Here is a 19,060-nt window from a genome sequence, read left to right as displayed (position 1 = left end):
AAGGGAGAGGGAGAAGAATACGGGGAGCGCGCAGCGTTCATGGCAATGAGCGGATGGCCGCTCAAATCGCCATCAGCTCGTCTTCCTTGGCCTTGACCACGGCATCGACTTCCTTGACGAAGCGGTCGGTCAGCTTCTGGATCTCGTCGTCGGCGCGGCGCTCCTCGTCCTCGCTGATCTGCTTGTCCTTGAGCAGGTCCTTGACCTTCTGCATCGCGTCGCGGCGGATGTTACGGATCGCGACCTTGGCGTTCTCGCCCTCGTGCGCCACATGCTTGGCCAGCTCCTTGCGGCGCTCTTCGGTCAGCGGCGGCATGTTCAGGCGGATCACGGTGCCGGCAGTGGTCGGCGTGACGCCGATGTCCGAGGCCATGATCGCCTTCTCGATCGGGCCGACCATGCTTTTCTCGAACGGCGAGATCTGGATCGAGCGAGCGTCGGCCAACGACACCGAGGCCACCTGGTTCAGCGGCATGTCCGAGCCGTAGTAGGGCACCTTGATGTGGTCCACCAGCGCGGTGCTGGCGCGGCCGGTGCGCAGGCGGGTCAGGTCGTGCTTGAGCGCGTCGATGCTCTTGCCCATGCGGGTCTGGGCATCGTTCTTGATGTCGTTGAGCATGGGAGTCACCCGGCGTTGCGTGAAGCTGGCGAGTATAGCAGCGCGGGACCGGTGCCGGCCGCGCCGGGCACCGGATCAGCTTGCGGTGACCAGCGATCCCACCTGCTCGCCGCGCATGATGCGCATGAGGTTGCCCGGCACCGTCATGTCGTAGATGCGCAGCGGCATGCCGTGGTCGCGGCACAGCGCGATGGCGGCGGTGTCCATCACCTGCAGATTGCGCTGGATGACCTCGTCGTAGGTCAGCTGTTCGTAGCGCGTGGCGCTGGCGTCGCGGGCCGGGTCGGCGGTGTACACGCCGTCGACCTTGGTGGCCTTGAGCAGCAGGTCCGCGCCGATCTCGACGGCGCGCAGCGCGGCGGCCGAGTCGGTGGTGAAGAACGGGTTGCCGGTGCCGGCGGCGAACAGCGCGATGCGCCCTTTCTCGATGTGGCGGATGGCGCGGCGGCGGATGAAGTCCTCGGCCACGTCGTGGATCTGGATCGCGCTCATCACGCGCGCGTAACCGCCGCGCTTCTCGATCGCGTCGGCCATCGCCAGCGCGTTCATCACCGTGGCGAGCATGCCCATGTGGTCGCCAGTGACGCGGTCCATGCCGGCCGCAGCCAGCCCGGCGCCGCGGAAGATGTTGCCGCCGCCGATCACCACGCCCACCTCCACGCCGGCCTTGCTCACCTCGATGATCTCGTTGGCCAAGCGGCCGATCACCTTCGGGTCGATGCCGTAGTCCGCCTCGCCCATCAGCGCTTCACCGGAGAGCTTGAGCAGGATGCGGCGGTACGAAGGCTGGTCGCTCATGGGGTCTCCGGATTGTGGGTAAACCGGCGCATTGTAGCGGCAGCGCGGGGTGGCCGGCAGGCGTGGCGCGGCTGCAGTTCACGCGCGATGCGGGTTTCCGGTGAACGTGGGCGCGCCGTGCGCTTGATCCGTCCCTCGTTTCACGGGGGAAGGCGCCCGAAGGGCGGACGGGAGGCGGTCTTGCGGGGAGGCAAAAAAAAGGCCGCGGTTTCCCGCGGCCTTTCCGGGCAAACAGGGATGGCGCTTACGCCAGGCCCGCCTGCTTCATCACTTCGGCGTGGAAATCCTCTTCCACCTTCTCGATGCCCTCGCCGACGGCCAGGCGCACCACCGTCTGCACGTCGGCGCCTTCCTTCTTCAGCGCCTCGGCCACGGTCATGTTGGTGTCCAGCACGTAGGCCTGGCCGAGCAGGGTGACTTCCGAGACGATCTTGTTGATCTTGCCGGAGATGATCTTCTCCAGGATCTCGGCCGGCTTGGCCTTGTCCTTCTCGGACATCTGGCTCAGCGCGATCTCCTTCTCCTTGGCGATGAAGTCGGCCGGCACGTCCTCGGCGCGCACGTACGGCGGGTTCATCGCCGCCACGTGCATCGCCACGCCCTTGGCCAGCTCCTCGGAGCCGCCCTTGATCGACACCAGCACGCCGATGCGGCCGCCGTGGATGTAGCTGCCGATCTTGCCGTCGGCGGTCTCGACGCGGGCCATGCGGCGCACTTCGATCTTCTCGCCGATGGTGGCGATCAGCGCCTTGGCGGCTTCCTGCACGTTGCTCGCGCCCGGGAAAGCGGCGGCGTTGAGCGCAGCGGCGTCAGCGGCGCCCGACTCCAGCGCCACGTCGGCGACGGTGTCGGTGAACTTCAGGAAGCTGGCGTCCTTGGCGACGAAGTCGGTCTCGCAGTTGATCTCGACCAGCACGGCCTTGCCGTCCTTCTGCGCGGACACCACGCGGCCTTCGGCGGCCACGCGGCTGGCCTTCTTGTCGGCCTTGGCCAGGCCCGACTTGCGCAGCCATTCCATGGCCACGTCGATGTCGCCGTTGTTCTCGACCAGCGCCTTCTTGCATTCCATCATGCCGGCGCCGGAGCGCTCGCGCAGCTCCTTGACCAGTTGTGCGGAGATATTGCTCATCTCAAATCCTCGAATCTTGGTGCGCCATGGCGGCCATGCCGCCATGGCGGCGTGAAAGGCTTACTCGGCGTCGGTCTGCTCGCGACCACCGCGGCCACGACCGCCATCGCGGCCACCGCGCGGAGCGCCGGCGCCCTTGCGGGCCGGGCCACGGCTGTCGCGCTCGCGACGCGCCGGGGCGGCCTTGCGCTCGTCCTTGGCGACGGGGTTGCCTTCCTCGTCCAGCTCGACGAACTCGTTGGCGTCGCCGTGGGCGGCGTCCGGAGCGGCAGCCTTGCCCTCCAGGATCGAGTCGGCCGCGGCGCGGGCGTACAGCTGGATCGCGCGGATCGCGTCGTCGTTGCCCGGGATGGCGTAGTCCACCAGCTCCGGGTTGTAGTTGGTGTCAACGACCGCGACCACCGGGATGCCGAGCTTCTTGGCTTCCTGCACCGCGATGTCCTCGTGGCCGATGTCGACCACGAACAGCGCGTCGGGCAGGCGATTCATGTTCTTGATGCCGCCCAGGGAGTTTTCAAGCTTTTCGCGCTCGCGGCGCAGGGCCAGCACTTCGTGCTTGACCAGCTTCTCGAACGAACCGTCGGTCTCGGCCGCTTCCAGTTCCTTCAGGCGGGCGACCGACTGCTTGACGGTGCGGAAGTTGGTCAGCATGCCGCCCAGCCAGCGGGCGGTGACGAAGGGCATGCCGGCGCGGGCGGCCTCTTCGGCCAGCGGTTCGCGGGCCGAGCGCTTGGTGCCGACGAACAGGACGGTGCCGCGCTTCTGCGCCAGGCCCGACAGGAAGTTCATCGCGTCGGTGAACAGCGGCAGGGTCTTCTCGAGGTTGATGATGTGGATCTTGCCGCGCGCGCCGAAGATGTACGGGGCCATCTTCGGGTTCCAGTAGCGGGTCTGGTGACCGAAATGCACGCCAGCTTCGAGCATCTGGCGCATGGTGACTTGAGCCATGGTGGTATTCCTGATTGTTGGGCCGCGGAACGGCCCGGGGGTTGGGACCTCCACGCATCCCCGGCTTCGACCGCGGCCGCCGGAAGGCGGATCCGCGGCACCCCGAAGGCGGTGCCGATGCGTGTGTGGCGTTGGTTGGGCTTGATACCGCGAGGCGGTTACAATCCCGTTTCGTCTTGCGCCGCGGACCTTCTCGAAGGACTTCAACGGCTTGCAAAACCGTGCAATTGTAGCCGGCGCGCCGGCTTCGCGGCAAGTTGCCCCGGCACGGGCGCTGCCGCCCCTTCCGAAGCGGACTCCATGGCCATCACCCTCAAATCTCCCCAGGACCTCGAAGGCATGCGCGTCGCCGGCAAGCTGGCGGCCGAAGTGCTGGCGTTGCTCAAGGAGCACGTCAAGCCCGGCGTCACCACCGAGGACCTGGACCGCATCGCCTACGAGCACATCGTCAACGTGCAGAAGGCCGTGCCCGCCAACGTGGGCTACAACGGCTTTCCCAAGACCCTGTGCACCACGGTCAACCACGTGATCTGCCATGGCATTCCGACGCCGGGCAAGGTGCTCAAGGACGGCGACATCATCAATCTGGACGTCACCGTCATCAAGGATGGTTGGCACGGCGACACCAGCCGCATGTACTTCGTCGGGACGCCCTCGGTATTGGCCAAACGCCTGGTGGACACCACCTACGAGGCGATGATGCGCGGCATCGGCGCGGTGCGCCCGGGCGCGACGCTGGGCGACATCGGCCACGCCATCCAGAAGCACGCCGAGGCGGCCGGCTTCTCGGTGGTGCGCGAGTACTGCGGCCACGGCATCGGCAAGGTCTACCACGACGAGCCGCAGGTGCTGCACTACGGCAAGCCCGGCACCGGCGTGGAACTGAAGAAGGGCATGACCTTCACCGTCGAGCCGATGATCAACGCCGGCAAGCCGCAGACCAAGCAGCTGCCGGACGGCTGGACGGTGGTCACCAAGGACCACTCGCTCTCCGCGCAGTGGGAACACACCGTGGCGGTGACCGACGACGGTTTCGAGATCCTGACGCCCTGGCCGGATGCGTGAGTGCACGGCAACTGACGGTTGCCCGTACGTTCGGCTTCCACGCGTGCCCTTCGACTACGGCCCTGCGGGCCTACGCTCAGGGCGAACGGTCAACCTCAGCCCGTTCGCCCCGAGCGTAGCGCAGCGAAGTCGAAGGGCCGTTCCGGTGCCGCGTGACAGGCATATAAGCTGGCCTATCCGGTGAACTGAGCTGCCGTGACCGCCGACCCCATCCGCCCCGCGCTCCCTCCGCTGCCGCGCCTGCCGCCGGCCGTGCCGCGTTCGGGCGTCTCGGCGGAAGCCCGACGCGCGTTGCGGCAACTGCTCGAGGACATCGACCGCGCGCTCGCCACCGCCTTCCGCGACGGCGCCGATGCCGGGGCGCTGGCCAGGCGCCGTGGCGAAGCGGTCGGGCGCGTCGTCGCGCACGTGTGGACGGCCTGCCTGGGCGAGGTCGAAGGCGCCGCGCTGTTCGCCGTCGGCGGCTTCGGCCGCGGCCTCCTGTTTCCCCATTCGGACGTCGATCTGCTGGCGCTGGTGCGCGAGGCGCAACCGGCCCGGCTGCGCGCGCTGGAGCAATGTTTCGCCACGCTGTGGGACGTCGGCCTGAAGGTCGGCCACGCGGTGCGCGATCCGCTGCAGTGCCGTGGGCTGGCGGCGCAGGAGGCCAGCGTGTTCACCAGCCTGCTGGATGCGCGCCGCCTGGCCGGCGATCCGGCAATGGACGCGGCCCTGCGCGCCATCGTCGACGACCCGGCACTGTGGCCGCCGGCCGCCTACCTGGCCGTGCGCCTGGCCGAGCGCGACGCCCGCCACGCGCGCCATGACGACACCGCCTACAACCTGGAGCCCAACATCAAGGAGGGCCCAGGCGGCCTGCGCACGCTCGACGCGCTGCGCTGGCTCGGGCGCCGCCTCGCGCATGCGGAAGGCTTCGAGGCGATGGCCGGCGAAGGCCTGCTCGATCCGGCCGAGCGCGCCACGCTGGAGCAGTCCGAAGCGACCCTGCGCCGCTACCGCTACGCCCTGCACCTGGAGGCCGGCCGCGCGGAGGAGCGGCTGTTGTTCGACTACCAGCGCGCGCTGGCGGCGCGGCTGGGCTTCGTCGACGAGCACGCCACCAATCTGGGCGTGGAGCAGTTCATGCAGGGCTACTACCGCGCCGCGAGCCAGGTCGAGCGCCTGGGCGTGCAGATCATCGAGCGCTTCGAGGAAATGCTCGAGGCGCCGCAGTTGCCCGTGCCCGTGGGCGAACATTTCCTGCGCTTCGGCAAGCGGCTGGCTGCGCGCGATCCGGAACTGTTCGTGCGCGAGCCCGCGGCGCTGGTGCAGGCCTTTGCCGTGCGCCTGGGCGAGCCGGGCATCGTCGGCTTCACCGCGGACACCATGCGCCGCATCCACCAGGCCACCGCGCTGCACGACGGCAGGCTGGCCGACGATCCGGCCGTGCTGGCGGCCTTCCTGCGCCTGCTGCGCCAGGGCGCGCGTGCGGTCGATGCGCTGTGGCGGATGAACCGGCACGGCCTGCTGGCGGCGATCCTGCCTGCGTTCGGCCGCGTGTTCGGGCGCATGCAGTACGACCTGTTCCACGTCTACACGGTGGACGAACACACCTTGCGCGTGCTGCACAACGTGGCGCGTTTCGCCGATCCGGCCGCGCAGGCGGAGTTCCCGCTGGCGAGCGAGATCTGGCCGACCTTGCCCACGCCCGAGGTGCTGCTGCTGGCCGCGCTGTTCCACGACATCGCCAAGGGCCGCGGCGGCGACCATTCGGTACTGGGCGAGGAGGAGGCGCGCGCGTTCTGCACCCGGCTCGGCCTGCCGCCCAACGACGTCGAGCGCGTGGCCTGGCTGGTGCGCCACCACCTGCTGATGAGCGTCACCGCGCAGCGCCAGGACATCACCGACCCGGACGTGGTCGCGCGCTTCGCCGACGTGGTGGAGAACCGCGAGCAACTGGGCCAGCTGTATCTCCTCACCATCGCCGACATCACCGGCACCAGTCCCAAGCTCTGGAACGGCTGGAAGGACCGCCTGCTGGCCGACCTGTACAGCGCCACCCGCTATGCGCTGCGCAGCGACGTCGAACTGCCGCGCGACGCCGCCACCCGGGTGCGCGAATGCCAGGAATACGCGTTGCCGCTGCTCGAAGCCGACGGCTTCGATGCGACCGCGGTGATGCGCGTGTGGACCGACTTCCCGCAGGCCAGCTTCCTGCGCCACCGGCCCGAGCAGATCGCCTGGCAGACCGCGGCGATCCTGCGCGCGGGCGGCGCGCCGTCGCTGATCGCCGTGCATCCGCTGTCGGTGCGCGGCACCACCGAGCTGTTCGTCCACACCCCCGACCGCGACGGCCTGTTTGCCGCCGTGACTGCGATGCTGGACCGCCTGCGCCTGTCGGTGGTGGAGGCGCGCGTGCTGGTTTCCCCGCGCGGCATGGCGCAGGACACCTTCCTGCTGCTGGACACCGAGACGCAGCAGCCGGCCACGCCGGCGCGCGCGGAGGAACTGCAGCAACGCCTTGGGCGTGCGCTGGCGCAGACGGTACCGGTGCATCCCGTCCGGCGCAGCACGTCACGCCAGTTGAAGCATTTCCAGATGACGCCCCGCGTCGGCTTCCACGCTGCCGGCGGGCGCACCCAGCTGGCCCTGGTCTGTACCGATCGCCCGGGCCTGCTCGCCGCGGTGGCGCAGGCGATGGTCGAGGCGCAGGTGCGCGTGCACGACGCGCGCATCGCCACCTTTGGCGAGCGGGTGGAGGACTTCTTCCAGCTTACCGACCGCCATGACGCGCCATTGGACGAGAGCCAGCAGGAACGGTTGCGCCAGGCACTGCTGGCGCGGCTGGGGCAGCGCTGAGCGGCAGCGGCCGGGCGGTGGCGGGCGGTGGCGGCCGGAGCGCGATGCGGCGGCGCTCAGGGTCTCCCGCTCAGGCGTGCGCGTCGGTGCCCCACAACGCGGCCATGTCCGCCTCGATGCCCAGCGCGGCCAGGTCGACCACTTCGCTCACTTGGTGCATCTCGACGTCGCCGCGGCGGCGGATCGGCGCACCCACGCGCAGGCCGTCGTGGGTGGTGAGCGAGGCGACCACCGGCTGGTGGCCGGCCGGTCCGCGCTGGATCACCATGGCGATGGAGCCGCTGCGCAAGCGCACGCCGGTGCCGGGCGGGTAGATGCCCAGGGTCTTGATGAACAGGCGGGCGAGCCGTTCGTCCAGCGCCGCCCCTTCGTTGAGGAACAGCCAGCGCAGCGCCAGCGTCGGCTGCAGCGGCGGCCGGTAGTCGCGGCCCGAGACCCGCGCGCAATAGACGTCCGCCAGCGCGAGCAGGCGCGCCGGCCGGCCGATCTCTTCGCCCATCTTGCCGCCCGGGTAGCCGCTGCCGTCGGCGCGTTCGTGGTGGTCGCGCACGGCATTGAGCCAGGCGGCACTGGTGATGCCATGGTCGCGCAGCCGCGCCACGCCCAGCAGGCAGTGCGCGCGCACCGCGGCGTGCTGGTCGTCCGACAGTGGCCCTTCCAGTGCGACCAGCTGGTCGTGCAGTTCGAACATGCCGATGTTCATGGTCAGCGCCGCGGACACGGTGGCCGCCAGTTCGGCGGGCTCCAGCGCCATCGCGGTGCCGGTGAGCTGGCAGGCGATCGCGGTGTTGACCGCATGGCGCGTGCCGTAGGGACCTTCGCGGCACAGCAGGATGCTGGCCAGCGCCACGTCGGGATTGCGCCGGCAGGCCTCGCGCACCTGCTCGACGATGGCTGCCAGCGCGCCGGAAAAGTCTGCCGGCGCAGCGTTGGTCAGCAACGCCTGCAACTGCTCGCGCGCTTCCAGCACCAGCGCCAGCGGCGAGGGCGCCGGCGGCAGGAAAGGCGCACGGCATTCTTCCTCCGAACCGTAGAAGATCCCGTGTTCGAGCAACTTTTCCAACTGGCCCTCGCTTTCGATCATCTGCCCCAGGCGCATCAGGAGCTTGCCCCTGGCGTCATAGGCATTGAAGCGCAGGGGTTGTCCGACCATGATCTCGGCCGGGTCGATCGGACGCCGTGGCATGGCTCCCCTTCCTGCCGTCCCCACCCACCCGCGTGGTCCGCCGCCCGGCGGCACGGTGCGGGGCGTCTGGTAATCGGCGGGTGAGTGGCCAACTTGAGCCGGCCGTCACGCGAAGCGGCCGCCTCAGGCTCCCTCCGGCACCGGGCAGGTTCGAACGGGTGCAGCGTACGGCGGAAGGACGAGTTCGGTGGGCTGCGGCCGGCACCGGAATCGGGCGCGCGGCAGTGCCGCCCTCCGTATACTTGCCCGTCCCGCGCCGCGTTGCGCGACGTTTTTGCAGACGGACCACCCATGCCCTCCATCGACACCCTGATCGACGACGCCTTCGCGCGCCGCAACGAGCTCAGCCAGAGCGAGATCGAAACCCACCTGCGCCCCGCGCTGGCGCAGGTGATGGAATTGCTGGAGTCCGGCGAGCAGCGCGTGGCCGAGCCGGACGGGCAGGGCGGCTGGAAGGTCAACCAGTGGTTGAAGAAGGCGGTGCTGCTGTACTTCCGCATCAACGGCAACCGCGTGGTCGACGGCGGCCCGGCGCTGGCCTTCGACAAGGTTCCGCTGCGCTTCGGCCACGGCAACGACATGGAACTGGAAAGTCTTGGCGCGCGCGTGGTGCCCGGCGCGCTGGTGCGCCGCGGCGCGCACATCGCCAGGGACGCGGTGCTGATGCCGAGCTACGTCAACATCGGCGCCTACGTCGGCGCGGGCACGATGGTCGACACCTGGGCCACGGTCGGCTCCTGCGCGCAGATCGGCGCGCGCGTGCACCTGTCCGGCGGCGTCGGCATCGGCGGCGTGCTGGAACCGCTGCAGGCCAACCCGACCATCATCGAGGACGACTGCTTCATCGGAGCGCGCTCGGAGGTGGTCGAGGGCGTGGTGGTGGAGAAGGGCAGCGTGATCGGCATGGGCGTGTTCCTGGGCCAGTCCACGCGCATCTACGACCGCGCCACGGGCGAAGTCAGCTACGGCCGCATCCCGGCCGGCAGCGTGGCGGTGGCCGGCAGCCTGCCGGCCAAGGACGGCAGCCACAGCCTGTACGCCGCGGTGATCGTCAAGCGGGTCGACGAGAAGACGCGCGGGAAGACGTCGATCAACGAACTGCTGCGCAGCGGCGAGTGAAGTGAAGCCACGGAGACCCTGGGAATGGAAAAGATTTCTTACGGCGGCACGTTCTTCTTCAAGGTCGTTTTCCCGGGATTCTGGTTCGCATTCCTGACGGTGTTCCTGGTTGTAGGCCTCCTCCATGGTGTCCAGCGCCAACCGATATTCGTCATCCAGCCGCTGCTCATGATGATTTTCGGCTATTTCCTCTTTCGCAAGCTGGTCTGGGACCTGGCCGACGAAGTGCGCGACGGCGGCGGTTATCTGCTGGTGCGCAAGGGATCCGTCGAACGGCGCGTGCCACTGACCGACGTGATGAACGTAAGCATGAGCCAAGCCACCAGCCCCAGGCGGCTGACGCTTCGCCTGCGCACGCCCGGCGATTTCGGCGACGAAATTACATTCATTCCGCGTATGAAGACGTTCCAGCTGAATCCGTTTGCACGCAATGCCATCGCCGAAAACCTGATCCGCCGCGTCGATGCGGCACGTCTGGAGCGCCGCACATGACCACCCTCTACGGCCTACCCAACTGCGACACCTGCAAGAAGGCGCGCAACTGGCTCGCCCGCTTCGAGGTGCCGCACGACTTCGTCGATTACCGCGCAGATCCGGTACCGGCGGCCACGCTCAAGGCCTGGGCGCAGCAGCTGGGCGGCTGGGAGAAGCTGGTCAACAAGGCCGGCACCACCTGGCGCAACCTGCTGCCGCAGCGCAAGAACCCGGACAGCGACCCGGAGTGGACGCTGCTGCTGAAGGAATATCCCGCGCTGGTGCGCCGGCCGGTGGTGGTGCGGGACGATGGCTCGGTGAGCGTGGGCTTCACCGACAATGGCTTCAAGAAGCTGTTCGGCAAGTAGCCATCCAGGGTGTCCAGTCCATGAGCGACGTGCTCGACCTCACGCATGATCTGATCAGCCGCCGCTCGGTGACGCCCGAGGACGCCGGCTGCCAGGCGCTGATCGCCGGACGCCTGGCGCGCGCCGGCTTCGCAGTCGAGCAGCTGCGCCACGGCGAAGTGGACAATCTCTGGGCCACGCACGGCAGCGGCGGCCCGACGCTGGTGTTCCTGGGGCATACCGACGTGGTACCCAGCGGCCCCGAGGATGCCTGGGCCTCGCCGCCTTTCGAGCCGGCGTTGCGCGATGGACGCCTATACGGCCGCGGCGCGGCGGACATGAAGGGCTCGGTCGCCGCCATGGCGGTGGCGCTGGAGCGCTTCGTCGCCGCGCACCCGGACCACGCCGGCCGCGTCGCGCTGCTGCTGACCAGCGACGAGGAAGGTCCCACCAACCTCGATGGCGTGCGTCGCGTGGCCGAGGCCTTCCGCGCGCGCGGCGAGCGCATCGACTGGTGCGTGGTCGGCGAGCCATCCTCGAAGGAGCGGCTGGGCGACCTGATCCGCGTCGGCCGGCGCGGCTCGCTTTCGGCCGCGCTCACCGTGCGCGGCGTGCAGGGCCACGTGGCCTATCCGGAGAAGGCGGACAACCCGATCCACGCCTTCGCGCCGGCGCTGGCGGAACTGGCCGCCACGCGCTGGGACGAGGGCAACGCCGATTTTCCGCCGACCTCGTTCCAGGTGTCCAACCTCAACGCCGGCACCGGCGCCACCAACGTGATTCCCGGAACGCTGGTCGCGCAGATCAACTTCCGCTACTCCACCGCCAGCACGGCCGCGGATCTGCGCGCGCGCACCGAGGCGATCCTCGACCGCCATGGCCTGGCCTGGCAGCTGGACTGGAACCTTTCCGGCGAGCCGTTCCTGAGTGCGGCCGGCGGACGGCTGCGCGAAACCACGCGGGCGGTCTGTCGGGAACTGTGCGGCGCGGAACCGGAGCAGAGCACCGGTGGCGGCACCTCCGACGGCCGCTTCATCGCGCCGCTCGGCGCCGAGGTGGTGGAACTGGGGCCGGTCAACGCGACCATCCACAAGGTGGACGAACATGTGGCGGTGGCGGACCTGGAGCGCTTGCCTGCTCTTTACCAGGCGATCTGCGAAAGGCTGCTGGTTTAAGGCCAAGGGCCTCCCCCTCACTCAACCCTCTCCCCCGGTGGGGCGGGGGGAGAGGGGCAATGGGTTGCGGCAAGACCCCTTGCGACAGCTTCGCCTACGACGCGACCTTCGCCCCGCATCCGGCCGCCCGCTCCAGCATCACGGCCCGCTCCTGAGCATTCTGCGTCATCGCGGCCGCCCGCTCGAACGCCATGCGCGCCTCGTCGGCCCGCCCGAGCTTGGCCAGCAGATCGCCGCGCACCGCGGGCAGCAGGTGGTAGTTGGCGAGCGCCGGCGCATCGGCCAGCGCATCGACCATCGCCAGGCCGGCGGCCGGCCCTTCGGCCATGGCCACGGCGACGGCGCGGTTGAGTTCCACCACCGGCGACGGCGCGACGCGGGCAAGCGTGGCATAGAGCGCGGCGATCCGCCGCCAGTCGGTCGCCTCGGCGGTGGCGGCGCGCGCGTGGCAGGCGGCGATAGCGGCCAGCAGCCTGCGCACGCGCTCCAGCGCATCCAGCCCGCGGTGGATCAGCAACTGGTCCCACAGCGCGCGGTTCTGCTCCAGCAGCAGTACCGGTCGGCCCTGCGCATCCACGCGGGCATGCGCACGCGAAGCCTGGATCTCCATCAGCGCAAGCAGGCCCAATACTTCGGGCTCGCGCGGCATCAGCCCGGCCAACGTGCGGCCCAGGCGCAGCGCCTCTTCGCACAGCGCCGGGCGCATCCAGTCGTCGCCGGCGGTCGCGGTATAGCCCTCGTTGAAGATGAGGTAGATCACGCCCAGCACGGCGGCAAGGCGCTCGGACAGCTCCTCGCCGCGCGGCACCTCGAAAGGCACGCGCTTGTCGGCGAGCGTGCGCTTGGCGCGTACGATGCGCTGGGCGATGGTGGGCTCGGTGGCGAGGAATGCGCGGGCGATTTCCCCGGTGGTGAGGCCGCCGAGCAGGCGCAGGGTCAGCGCGACTTGCGCCTCGGTCGACAGCGCCGGGTGGCAGGCGGTGAAGATCAGCCGCAGCAGGTCGTCGCCGATGTCGTCGTCGAGCGCTTCCAGGTTGGGCATGGTGAACGCCTCATGCTCCGGATCGCCATCCAGCGCGGCGTGCTTGCGCTCGACCAGCTGCCTGTGCCGCAGCAGATCGATACCGCGCCGCTTGGCAGCGGTCATCAGCCAGGCGCCGGGGTTGTCCGGCACGCCGGCCGACGGCCATCGCTCCAGGGCGGCCACCAGCGCGTCCTGCGCCAGCTCCTCGGCAAGGTCGATGTCGCGCACGACGCGGATCAGTGCGGCGACCAGCTTGGGCGCCTCCAGGCGCCAGACGGTTTCGATGGCACGGTGGGTGTCGGCTTGGCTCATGCCGCCGATCAGACCATCGCGTGCGGCAGGCGGCAAGCCCACCGACCGGCTGGACGGGATGTCAGGCTCTCCCGGCGATTTCGCCGCGCATGCGGTCCTCCGCAGCGCGCAGTTCCGGCGTCATCGCCTCGCCGAAGTCGTCGGCCTCGAACAGCGGACGGATCTCGATGGCGCATTCGCCCTCGAACGGCGCCGGGCAGCGGCGCGCCCATTCCAGCGCCTCGTCCATCGAGCGCACCTGCCACAGCCAGAAACCTGCGATCAGCTCTTTCGCTTCGGCGAAGGGCCCGTCGACCACGCGGCGGCGGCCATCGGCGAAGTACATGCGCTTGCCCTGCGAGCTGGGCTTGAGCCCCTCGCCGGCCAGCATCACGCCGGCCTTCACCAGTTCCTCATTGAACGCCGTCATCTGCTCCAGCAGCTGCTGGCTGGGCATCACGCCCGCTTCCGATTCGGCCGTCGCGCGGACCATCACCATGCATCGCATACGTCGCTCCCGTTGACGCCGGCAGTCGCCGGCTTGCGTTGACACGACGGCCCACGGCCGGTGAATTCGACATGTTTCAGCGCGATCCTTCGCGGCGCGCGTAGTCGCCCGGCGGGCGGCCGACCAGCCGCGTGAAGTCGCGAATGAAATGCGCCTGGTCGAAATAGCCCAGCGACAGCGCGAGCTCGGCCCAGTCCACCGCGCGGCCGTCCTGCACCCGCGCGATCGCCTCGTGCAGGCGGTAGCGGTTGATCACCCACTTGGGCGGCACGCCCACGTAGCGGTCGAACAGACGCTGCAGGCTGCGCATGGTCAGGCCGGCGCGGTCGGCCAGGGCCTGCACCGAGAGCAATGCCGGATCGGCGGCGACCTGCGCGACCAGCGCCGCCAGCCGAACGGCCTGCAGGTCTGGCGTCGGCAGGTGGGCGAGCAGATGGCGGTCGGCGACCGCGGCCATCGCCTCCATCGCCTCGCAGGCGAGTACGTCCGCTTCGAGTGTGCCGGCGTCGGGCAGCACGGCGGTGACCGGCAGCGAGCGGTCGGCCAGCGTCGACACCGGACGGCGCAGGAAGGCATGGAAGCCGCCCACGCGGAACTTGACGCCGAACACGCAGCCGCGGCCCTCCAGCACTCGCACGAAACGCCCCTGGTGCACGCCATGGATGGCCGTCTGGCCGCGCTCGATCACCAGGTACACGTTCGGATGCGGCAGGGTTTCCTGCGTCTGCGGCGGCTGCCCGCCAAGGTCCCAGCGCACGCGCCAGTAGTGCTCGACGAAGGGCGCCAGCGCGGGGTCGGGCGCATGCCGGCGATGCTCCATGTCGCCGCTCGGCAGCCGGTGCAGCACGCCGCGCGGTTGGCCCAGGCCCGCCGTCATGGCCGTCGCGTTTTTCCAATCATGGATGCCGCTCCTGCGCTGCAATGGAAGGCGATGGTAGGGCAGGCTGCGCCTGCGCCATCATCGCCCCATCGACTTTGCCCGGAGCCACCATGCACGCCAGCGGAACCTTCGACGTGAAACTCGCCCCGCAGCCGGCCGCGCCCGGCATCGAGCCCGCCCAGCTGGGGCGCATGACCATCGACAAGCAGTTCCAGGGCGACCTGCAGGCGAGCAGCCTGGGCGAAATGCTGTCGGCGGGCACCGTGGTGACCGGCTCGGCCGGCTACGTGGCGATCGAGCGCATCTCGGGCGCGCTGCACGGCCGGCAGGGCAGCTTCGTGCTGATGCACTTCGGCCTGATGGACCGTGGCACGCCCAGCATGCGCGTGACGGTGGTGCCCGATTCGGGTACCGGCGAACTGGCGGGCATCCGCGGCGAGCTGACCATCCGCATCGAACGAGGGCAACACGAATACGGTTTCGACTACGAGTTGCCGTAAAGCTCCCTCTCCCGTGGCATAGCCGGGGAGAGGGTTGGGAAGAGGGGGAGGCCTTTGGCACTTCTGCCCCTGCTTCGCCGAAGGCGCATGCCGGGAACCACGACCGAGCCCTCGGACTACGGCTTCCCCGGTTGCAACACCAGCGTCCACTTCGCCGGCCCCGGCAGCAGCGGCGTGGGGCGGCCTTCGACCCAGTCGGCGTGGCCGGCGCCGTAGTAGGGCGACAGCGGGTTGTCGGCCTGGCCGCCGGGCATTTCCAGGATGCCCTGGGCCTCGTGCCCGGGCGACACGGCCAGCCGTTCGGAGGCGCCGAACCCGGGCGCAGCCACGCGCGGCATGTTGGCGTCGCCGGGCAAGGGTTCGTCCGGCATGTCCAGGAAATGCGCCAGCACGCCGGGCAGCGCCGGCGAGAGCGCGTGGCGGATGTCGCTGCGGTTGACCTCGCCCCAGCTGCGCGCGGGCAGTCCGCCCGGCTCTGCACCCAGCACGGTGGCCACGCGGCGCGCGGCATCGAGCAGCAGCGCGTTCCAGATGCGGTAGCGCGGATCGAGCAGCCAGGCCGGCTGGTCGCGCAGCAGCGACCACACCGCCGCTTCGGAGTCGCCGCCGGCGGGCCAGGCGAAATCCGGATAGCGCGCCTTGACCCGCGCCACGAACGGGGACAGCGCCGCGCGATGCACCTCGTCGCGGAAGGCGCGCACCAGCCGGTAGTCCACGCTGTCGGGTGCGGCGCGGTTGCGCCAGTTGGCGGTCAGTGCGCGCAACTGGCGAAGCGCGGGATCGCGCGCACCGGAGAGCGTGTCCTGCAGCAGCCGCTGCCAGGGCGTGAGCAGCAGCGCGCGGTTGTCCAGTTGGATGTCGAGCAGGTTGCCGGTGGTGAACGCGCCATGCGCGCCCAGGTCGTCGCGGATCTGCTGTGCACGCGCGCCCAGGTCGTGGCCGCCGTTGCCGAGCAGCTCCAGAGCCGTGCCGCCGACCGTGCGGTTGTTGGCCGTCCACAGCCGTCCCTGCGCCGGGTCGACCACGCGCGGGTACTGCGACGCCGCGGCCCAGCCCTGCCAGCCACTGCCGGGGGTCGACCAGTCCGCCGGCAGCAGCGGGTCGCTGCCGGCGCCGCGCAAGGGGATCGCGTTGCCGGCGATGGTCCAGCCGATGTGGCCCTCGCGGTCGGCGGCCAGCAGGTTCTGCGGCGGCATGCCCAGGGTTGGCGCCAGCGCGAGCGCGGCGGCCACGTTCGGTGCGCGCTCGAGCTGCATCAGGTTGAGGTTGTAGGCATGCGGGCGGTCGCCGATCCAGGCCAGCGCCAGCGGCGTGCCGTCGGTATCCCTGGCGAGGATCGGGCCCCAGCGGGTGTCCTCCACATCCAGCACGCGGTCGGGTTCGCCCTTGACGCGGATGCGTTCGGCGTGGCGCTCGATCCGCGCCCAGCCTTCGGGCACCTTGTAGCGCGATGGCTCGGCGCCGTCGCGCGTGACCCGTACCCAGTCCAGCCAATCGCCATAGCTGTTGGTGAAACCCCAGGCGACCTGGCCGTTGGAGCCGACGACGAGCGCCGGGGTGCCGGGCAGGCTGACGCCGACCGCGTCGCGCGTGCCGCCGGGCGCGCTGGCGTCCGGATAGCGCAGCCGTGTGCGGAACCAGATGTCGGGCACGCGCAGGCCCAGGTGCATGTCGTTGGCGAGCATGGCCGCGCCGGTGTCGGTGAGCGCGCCGGCCACGGCGAAACTGTTGCTTCCGGGATGGCGGCCCTCCAGCGCCGGCGCGAGCGCGGCGGAGAGCTGCGCCACGCTGGCCGCGGCCGAGCGCCCCTTGCGCAGGTCGAACACCGACGCATCGGGCACCACCGGTGGGCGCGACAGGCTGCCGCTCAGCGGCGCCTCCCAGTCCGGGTCGGGCGCGAGCAGGAAATCGACCAGCGGCGCGGGCAGCGCCGCGTGCATGCGCGCAAGCTCCAGCTCGCGCAGGTTGCGGCCGTGGCCGTTGAGGTCCAGGTACATCGCGCCGATCACCAGCGCACTGTCTTCCGAACGCCAGGGCTTGGGCTCGCTGCCGAGCAGGAAGTACTCCCAGGGCTTCTTGCGCAGGTCGGCCAGCCCCGCGTTGACGCCGTCGCGGTAGCGATCCAGCAGTTGCCGCTCGCCCGGCGGCATCGCCGCGTAGGCCGCCTGCGCCACGGCGCGCAGGCGGTGGCGGCGGATGTCCAGGTCGCTGCCGAGCGCGGCCGGGCCGACCAGCTCGGCCAGCTCGCCGGCGGCGACGCGGCGCATCAGGTCCATTTCGAAGAAACGCTCCTGCGCATGCACGAAGCCCAGCGCGAAAGTGGCATCGGCACGGCTGCGTGCGTCGAGCGTGACGCTGCCGTTGGCATCGCGGGTGATCGTCACCGGCGCTGCGAGCGCGGCCACTCGCAGCTGGCCGTCCAGCCGCGCGCGGCTGCCGGCAAGCAGGTACCAGCCCGCCGCGAGCGCCGCCATCAGCAGCGCCAGCACGGCCAGCAGCAGGCCGCGCCACCAGCGGTAGCGGCGCCGGCTCATTCGGGCGCGAACACCGCGAAGATGCCGGCGTAGGGCTTGACCATGAAGGCGGGCGCGCCGGCGTAGCCCTCGCCGTCGAGGTAGAACTGCGAGATCGTGCCGTCGAGGAACAGCGCGTCGCGGCAACCCAGCTCGTCGCGGAACAGCCGCGCGAAGGCGTGGAAGTTGACCGGCGCCTCGCTCACCGCGAACACCACCCGGTGCGGCGTGCGCGCGCACACGCCGCTGCGCCACTTGAGGCTGTCCGAGTCATGCACGAAGGCCGGGTTGAGCTGGCCGTCGATCACCAGCATCGGCCCGGACTGCGTGGCCCACTGCGGCTTGCGCCCGTCGGCCTTGAAGGCGGCGCTGGTCTGCACTTCCGCGTGGCCGTCCGGGTAGATCGCGAACACGCCGTTGGGCAGCAGCGAGAAGTTGCCCGAGGCCGGGTTGCCGTGCGCCAGGTTCAGCGGCACCAGCGTCCTGCCGTTTTCCACGTAGAGGCCCAGCGGCTTCGATGTGCCGTCATAGATGCCTGCGTTGGCCGCGAACAGCAGCCGGCGGCCGCGCTGCTGGCCCCATTGGCGCAGGCTCTCGATGTCGCCGAACGGTTCGCCGCTGTCCGGCGCGCGCCAGTGCAGCGTCAGCGGCTCCCGCTTCAGGTCGATGCTGACCACCTGGTAGTTCTGGCCTTCGAACGCGCGCTCCTCGCCGTCCAGCGCCTTGGCCGGCGGCGCGCAGCCGGCCAGCGCGGCGAGCAGCGGCAGCGACAGCCAGGCCAGGCGGCATGGGCGAACGGGGGCGGGCGCAAAACGGGGCATGCCTCCGATGGTCGCCGCCCGACTGCGGCCGGTGCAAGTCCGGGGCGGCCGGGCGTTCATGCACCCGGCCGCAGGTCGCATGCGCGGGCGCTAGACTTGCGCTTTTCCCCGCACGGCTGTCATGACCTACACCCCCATCGTCGCTACGCTCGGCTACGTGCTCTCGCCTGATCGCGGGCACGTGCTGATGATCCACCGCAACGCGCGGCCGGACGACCAGCACCTGGGCAAGTACAACGGCCTGGGAGGCAAGATGGAGCCGGGCGAGGACATCGCCGCCTGCATGCGCCGCGAGATCCGCGAGGAGGCCGGCATCGAATGCACCTCGATGCGCCTGCGCGGCACGCTCAACTGGCCCGGCTTCGGCAAGCAGGGCGAGGACTGGCTGGGCTTCATCTTCCTCATCGACGGCTTCGAGGGCACCTGCCACGCCGGCAACCACGAAGGCACGCTGGAATGGGTGCCGCGCGCGCGGCTGATGGAACTGCCGATGTGGGAGGGCGACCGCCACTTCCTGCCGCTGGTGTTCGACGGCGACCCGCGGCCGTTCCACGGCGTGATGCCGTACAGGGGCGGACGCATGCAGTCGTGGTCCTACAGCCGCCTCTGAGGCGGCGCGCACGTTCCCGCGCGGTTCACTGCATGGAGTGCAGGCCGATCATGGTGCCTTCGGTATCGGTGGCCAGCGCAATGAATCCGTAGGGTCCGATGGCGAACTTGTCCTTCACGACGGTGCCGCCGTGGGCGGACACCCGGCCCGCCTCCACCGCGCAGTCCTGGCAGGAGACATAGACCAGCGTGCGGTAGCCGCCCGACGGCCCGCCC

At 70.2% G+C, this 19,060-nt stretch carries 18 protein-coding genes and 1 pseudogene; 8 read left to right on the top strand and 11 right to left on the bottom strand.

The annotated features are described in order from the left end of the window. Positions 1 to 61 precede the first annotated feature (61 nt). The 4 genes from frr to rpsB form a co-directional block, all read right to left on the bottom strand. Complete coding sequence (gene frr, locus HOQ08_RS04565; protein WP_291192110.1) at positions 62 to 619, bottom strand: ribosome recycling factor; 558 nt, start codon at positions 617 to 619, stop codon at positions 62 to 64. A 75-nt stretch (positions 620 to 694) separates the two neighbouring features. Next, on the bottom strand, positions 695 to 1,417 hold the full coding sequence (pyrH, locus tag HOQ08_RS04560; protein ID WP_291192108.1) for a UMP kinase: 723 nt from the start codon (positions 1,415 to 1,417) through the stop codon (positions 695 to 697). A gap of 244 nt (positions 1,418 to 1,661) precedes the next feature. Then, positions 1,662 to 2,546 carry a translation elongation factor Ts gene (gene tsf, locus HOQ08_RS04555; protein ID WP_291192106.1) on the bottom strand — a complete coding sequence of 295 codons (885 nt, stop codon included), beginning with the start codon at positions 2,544 to 2,546 and terminating at the stop codon, positions 1,662 to 1,664. A 60-nt stretch (positions 2,547 to 2,606) separates the two neighbouring features. Next, a complete protein-coding gene (gene rpsB / locus HOQ08_RS04550; protein ID WP_291192104.1) occupies positions 2,607 to 3,494 on the bottom strand; it encodes a 30S ribosomal protein S2 in 888 nt (295 codons plus the stop codon). A gap of 300 nt (positions 3,495 to 3,794) precedes the next feature. On the opposite strand from rpsB, the gene map reads away from it, so the two are divergent. Next, positions 3,795 to 4,559, top strand: a complete 765-nt coding sequence (gene map / locus HOQ08_RS04545; protein WP_291192103.1) for a type I methionyl aminopeptidase — start codon at positions 3,795 to 3,797, stop codon at positions 4,557 to 4,559. A 195-nt stretch (positions 4,560 to 4,754) separates the two neighbouring features. Beyond that, positions 4,755 to 7,397: a [protein-PII] uridylyltransferase gene (gene glnD, locus HOQ08_RS04540; protein ID WP_291192101.1), complete on the top strand. Its 2,643-nt coding sequence runs from the start codon at positions 4,755 to 4,757 to the stop codon at positions 7,395 to 7,397. Positions 7,398 to 7,467: 70 nt separating this feature from the next. Here glnD and HOQ08_RS04535 read toward each other — a convergent pair whose 3' ends face one another. Continuing rightward, positions 7,468 to 8,583, bottom strand: coding sequence for an HD domain-containing phosphohydrolase (locus tag HOQ08_RS04535; protein WP_291192099.1), 1,116 nt, complete (start codon positions 8,581 to 8,583; stop codon positions 7,468 to 7,470). A 291-nt stretch (positions 8,584 to 8,874) separates the two neighbouring features. Here HOQ08_RS04535 and dapD point away from each other — a divergent pair, with 291 nt between their 5' ends. Genes dapD through dapE form a run of 4 tightly spaced genes read left to right on the top strand, consistent with a single transcriptional unit; the run spans position 8,875 to position 11,698 of the window. After that, complete coding sequence (dapD, locus tag HOQ08_RS04530; RefSeq protein ID WP_291192097.1) at positions 8,875 to 9,702, top strand: 2,3,4,5-tetrahydropyridine-2,6-dicarboxylate N-succinyltransferase; 828 nt, start codon at positions 8,875 to 8,877, stop codon at positions 9,700 to 9,702. Between the two features lie 24 nt (positions 9,703 to 9,726). Continuing rightward, positions 9,727 to 10,194 carry a hypothetical protein gene (locus tag HOQ08_RS04525; RefSeq protein ID WP_291192095.1) on the top strand — a complete coding sequence of 156 codons (468 nt, stop codon included), beginning with the start codon at positions 9,727 to 9,729 and terminating at the stop codon, positions 10,192 to 10,194. Beyond that, complete coding sequence (locus tag HOQ08_RS04520) at positions 10,191 to 10,544, top strand: Spx/MgsR family RNA polymerase-binding regulatory protein (protein ID WP_291192093.1); 354 nt, start codon at positions 10,191 to 10,193, stop codon at positions 10,542 to 10,544. Before HOQ08_RS04525 ends, HOQ08_RS04520 begins: the two co-directional genes overlap by 4 nt. A 20-nt stretch (positions 10,545 to 10,564) precedes the next feature. Next, positions 10,565 to 11,698, top strand: coding sequence for a succinyl-diaminopimelate desuccinylase (gene dapE, locus HOQ08_RS04515; protein WP_291192091.1), 1,134 nt, complete (start codon positions 10,565 to 10,567; stop codon positions 11,696 to 11,698). A 94-nt stretch (positions 11,699 to 11,792) separates the two neighbouring features. Here the strand turns inward: dapE and HOQ08_RS04510 are convergent, their stop codons facing one another. The 3 genes from HOQ08_RS04510 to HOQ08_RS04500 all read right to left on the bottom strand — a co-directional run bounded on the left by HOQ08_RS04510 (position 11,793) and on the right by HOQ08_RS04500 (position 14,398). Continuing rightward, a complete protein-coding gene (locus HOQ08_RS04510; protein ID WP_291192089.1) occupies positions 11,793 to 13,034 on the bottom strand; it encodes a DUF6596 domain-containing protein in 1,242 nt (413 codons plus the stop codon). 61 nt (positions 13,035 to 13,095) lie between these two features. Beyond that, entirely contained in the window at positions 13,096 to 13,521 is a 426-nt protein-coding gene (locus HOQ08_RS04505) for a YciI family protein (RefSeq protein ID WP_291192087.1), read from the bottom strand. A gap of 76 nt (positions 13,522 to 13,597) precedes the next feature. Beyond that, positions 13,598 to 14,398, bottom strand: a complete 801-nt coding sequence (locus HOQ08_RS04500) for a helix-turn-helix domain-containing protein (protein WP_291192085.1) — start codon at positions 14,396 to 14,398, stop codon at positions 13,598 to 13,600. A gap of 113 nt (positions 14,399 to 14,511) precedes the next feature. Here HOQ08_RS04500 and HOQ08_RS04495 point away from each other — a divergent pair, with 113 nt between their 5' ends. After that, positions 14,512 to 14,901, top strand: a complete 390-nt coding sequence (locus tag HOQ08_RS04495; RefSeq protein WP_291192083.1) for a DUF3224 domain-containing protein — start codon at positions 14,512 to 14,514, stop codon at positions 14,899 to 14,901. Positions 14,902 to 15,017: 116 nt separating this feature from the next. On the opposite strand, the gene HOQ08_RS04490 is transcribed toward HOQ08_RS04495, so the two are convergent. After that, complete coding sequence (locus HOQ08_RS04490) at positions 15,018 to 17,435, bottom strand: penicillin acylase family protein (RefSeq protein ID WP_291192081.1); 2,418 nt, start codon at positions 17,433 to 17,435, stop codon at positions 15,018 to 15,020. After that, positions 17,432 to 18,235: a phosphodiester glycosidase family protein gene (locus tag HOQ08_RS04485; RefSeq protein WP_291192079.1), complete on the bottom strand. Its 804-nt coding sequence runs from the start codon at positions 18,233 to 18,235 to the stop codon at positions 17,432 to 17,434. Before HOQ08_RS04485 ends, HOQ08_RS04490 begins: the two co-directional genes overlap by 4 nt. A 121-nt stretch (positions 18,236 to 18,356) precedes the next feature. Here HOQ08_RS04485 and HOQ08_RS04480 point away from each other — a divergent pair, with 121 nt between their 5' ends. Next, a complete protein-coding gene (locus tag HOQ08_RS04480; protein ID WP_291192077.1) occupies positions 18,357 to 18,845 on the top strand; it encodes an 8-oxo-dGTP diphosphatase in 489 nt (162 codons plus the stop codon). A 25-nt stretch (positions 18,846 to 18,870) separates the two neighbouring features. On the opposite strand, the pseudogene HOQ08_RS04475 reads toward HOQ08_RS04480, so the two are convergent. Further along, positions 18,871 to 19,060, bottom strand: a pseudogene (locus tag HOQ08_RS04475) (hypothetical protein); the annotation flags it as partial.

The sequence above is a fragment of the Frateuria sp. genome (assembly GCF_013362045.1).
Classification (GTDB): domain Bacteria; phylum Pseudomonadota; class Gammaproteobacteria; order Xanthomonadales; family Rhodanobacteraceae; genus Frateuria_A.
The sequence above is the reverse complement of the archived record's forward strand: the minus strand, read 5'-3'. Positions and strand labels throughout refer to the sequence as shown.

Bases quoted from the DNA above. Each gene is read 5' to 3' on its own strand.
- frr (WP_291192110.1), bottom strand. From the start codon at position 619: ATGCTCAACGACATCAAGAACGATGCCCAGACCCGCATGGGCAAGAGC.
- pyrH (WP_291192108.1), bottom strand. From the start codon at position 1,417: ATGAGCGACCAGCCTTCGTACCGCCGCATCCTGCTCAAGCTCTCCGGT.
- tsf (WP_291192106.1), bottom strand. From the start codon at position 2,546: ATGAGCAATATCTCCGCACAACTGGTCAAGGAGCTGCGCGAGCGCTCC.
- rpsB (WP_291192104.1), bottom strand. From the start codon at position 3,494: ATGGCTCAAGTCACCATGCGCCAGATGCTCGAAGCTGGCGTGCATTTC.
- map (WP_291192103.1), top strand. From the start codon at position 3,795: ATGGCCATCACCCTCAAATCTCCCCAGGACCTCGAAGGCATGCGCGTC.
- HOQ08_RS04535 (WP_291192099.1), bottom strand. From the start codon at position 8,583: ATGCCACGGCGTCCGATCGACCCGGCCGAGATCATGGTCGGACAACCC.
- dapD (WP_291192097.1), top strand. From the start codon at position 8,875: ATGCCCTCCATCGACACCCTGATCGACGACGCCTTCGCGCGCCGCAAC.
- HOQ08_RS04525 (WP_291192095.1), top strand. From the start codon at position 9,727: ATGGAAAAGATTTCTTACGGCGGCACGTTCTTCTTCAAGGTCGTTTTC.
- HOQ08_RS04520 (WP_291192093.1), top strand. From the start codon at position 10,191: ATGACCACCCTCTACGGCCTACCCAACTGCGACACCTGCAAGAAGGCG.
- dapE (WP_291192091.1), top strand. From the start codon at position 10,565: ATGAGCGACGTGCTCGACCTCACGCATGATCTGATCAGCCGCCGCTCG.
- HOQ08_RS04510 (WP_291192089.1), bottom strand. From the start codon at position 13,034: ATGAGCCAAGCCGACACCCACCGTGCCATCGAAACCGTCTGGCGCCTG.
- HOQ08_RS04505 (WP_291192087.1), bottom strand. From the start codon at position 13,521: ATGCGATGCATGGTGATGGTCCGCGCGACGGCCGAATCGGAAGCGGGC.
- HOQ08_RS04500 (WP_291192085.1), bottom strand. From the start codon at position 14,398: ATGACGGCGGGCCTGGGCCAACCGCGCGGCGTGCTGCACCGGCTGCCG.
- HOQ08_RS04495 (WP_291192083.1), top strand. From the start codon at position 14,512: ATGCACGCCAGCGGAACCTTCGACGTGAAACTCGCCCCGCAGCCGGCC.
- HOQ08_RS04490 (WP_291192081.1), bottom strand. From the start codon at position 17,435: ATGAGCCGGCGCCGCTACCGCTGGTGGCGCGGCCTGCTGCTGGCCGTG.
- HOQ08_RS04485 (WP_291192079.1), bottom strand. From the start codon at position 18,235: ATGCCCCGTTTTGCGCCCGCCCCCGTTCGCCCATGCCGCCTGGCCTGG.
- HOQ08_RS04480 (WP_291192077.1), top strand. From the start codon at position 18,357: ATGACCTACACCCCCATCGTCGCTACGCTCGGCTACGTGCTCTCGCCT.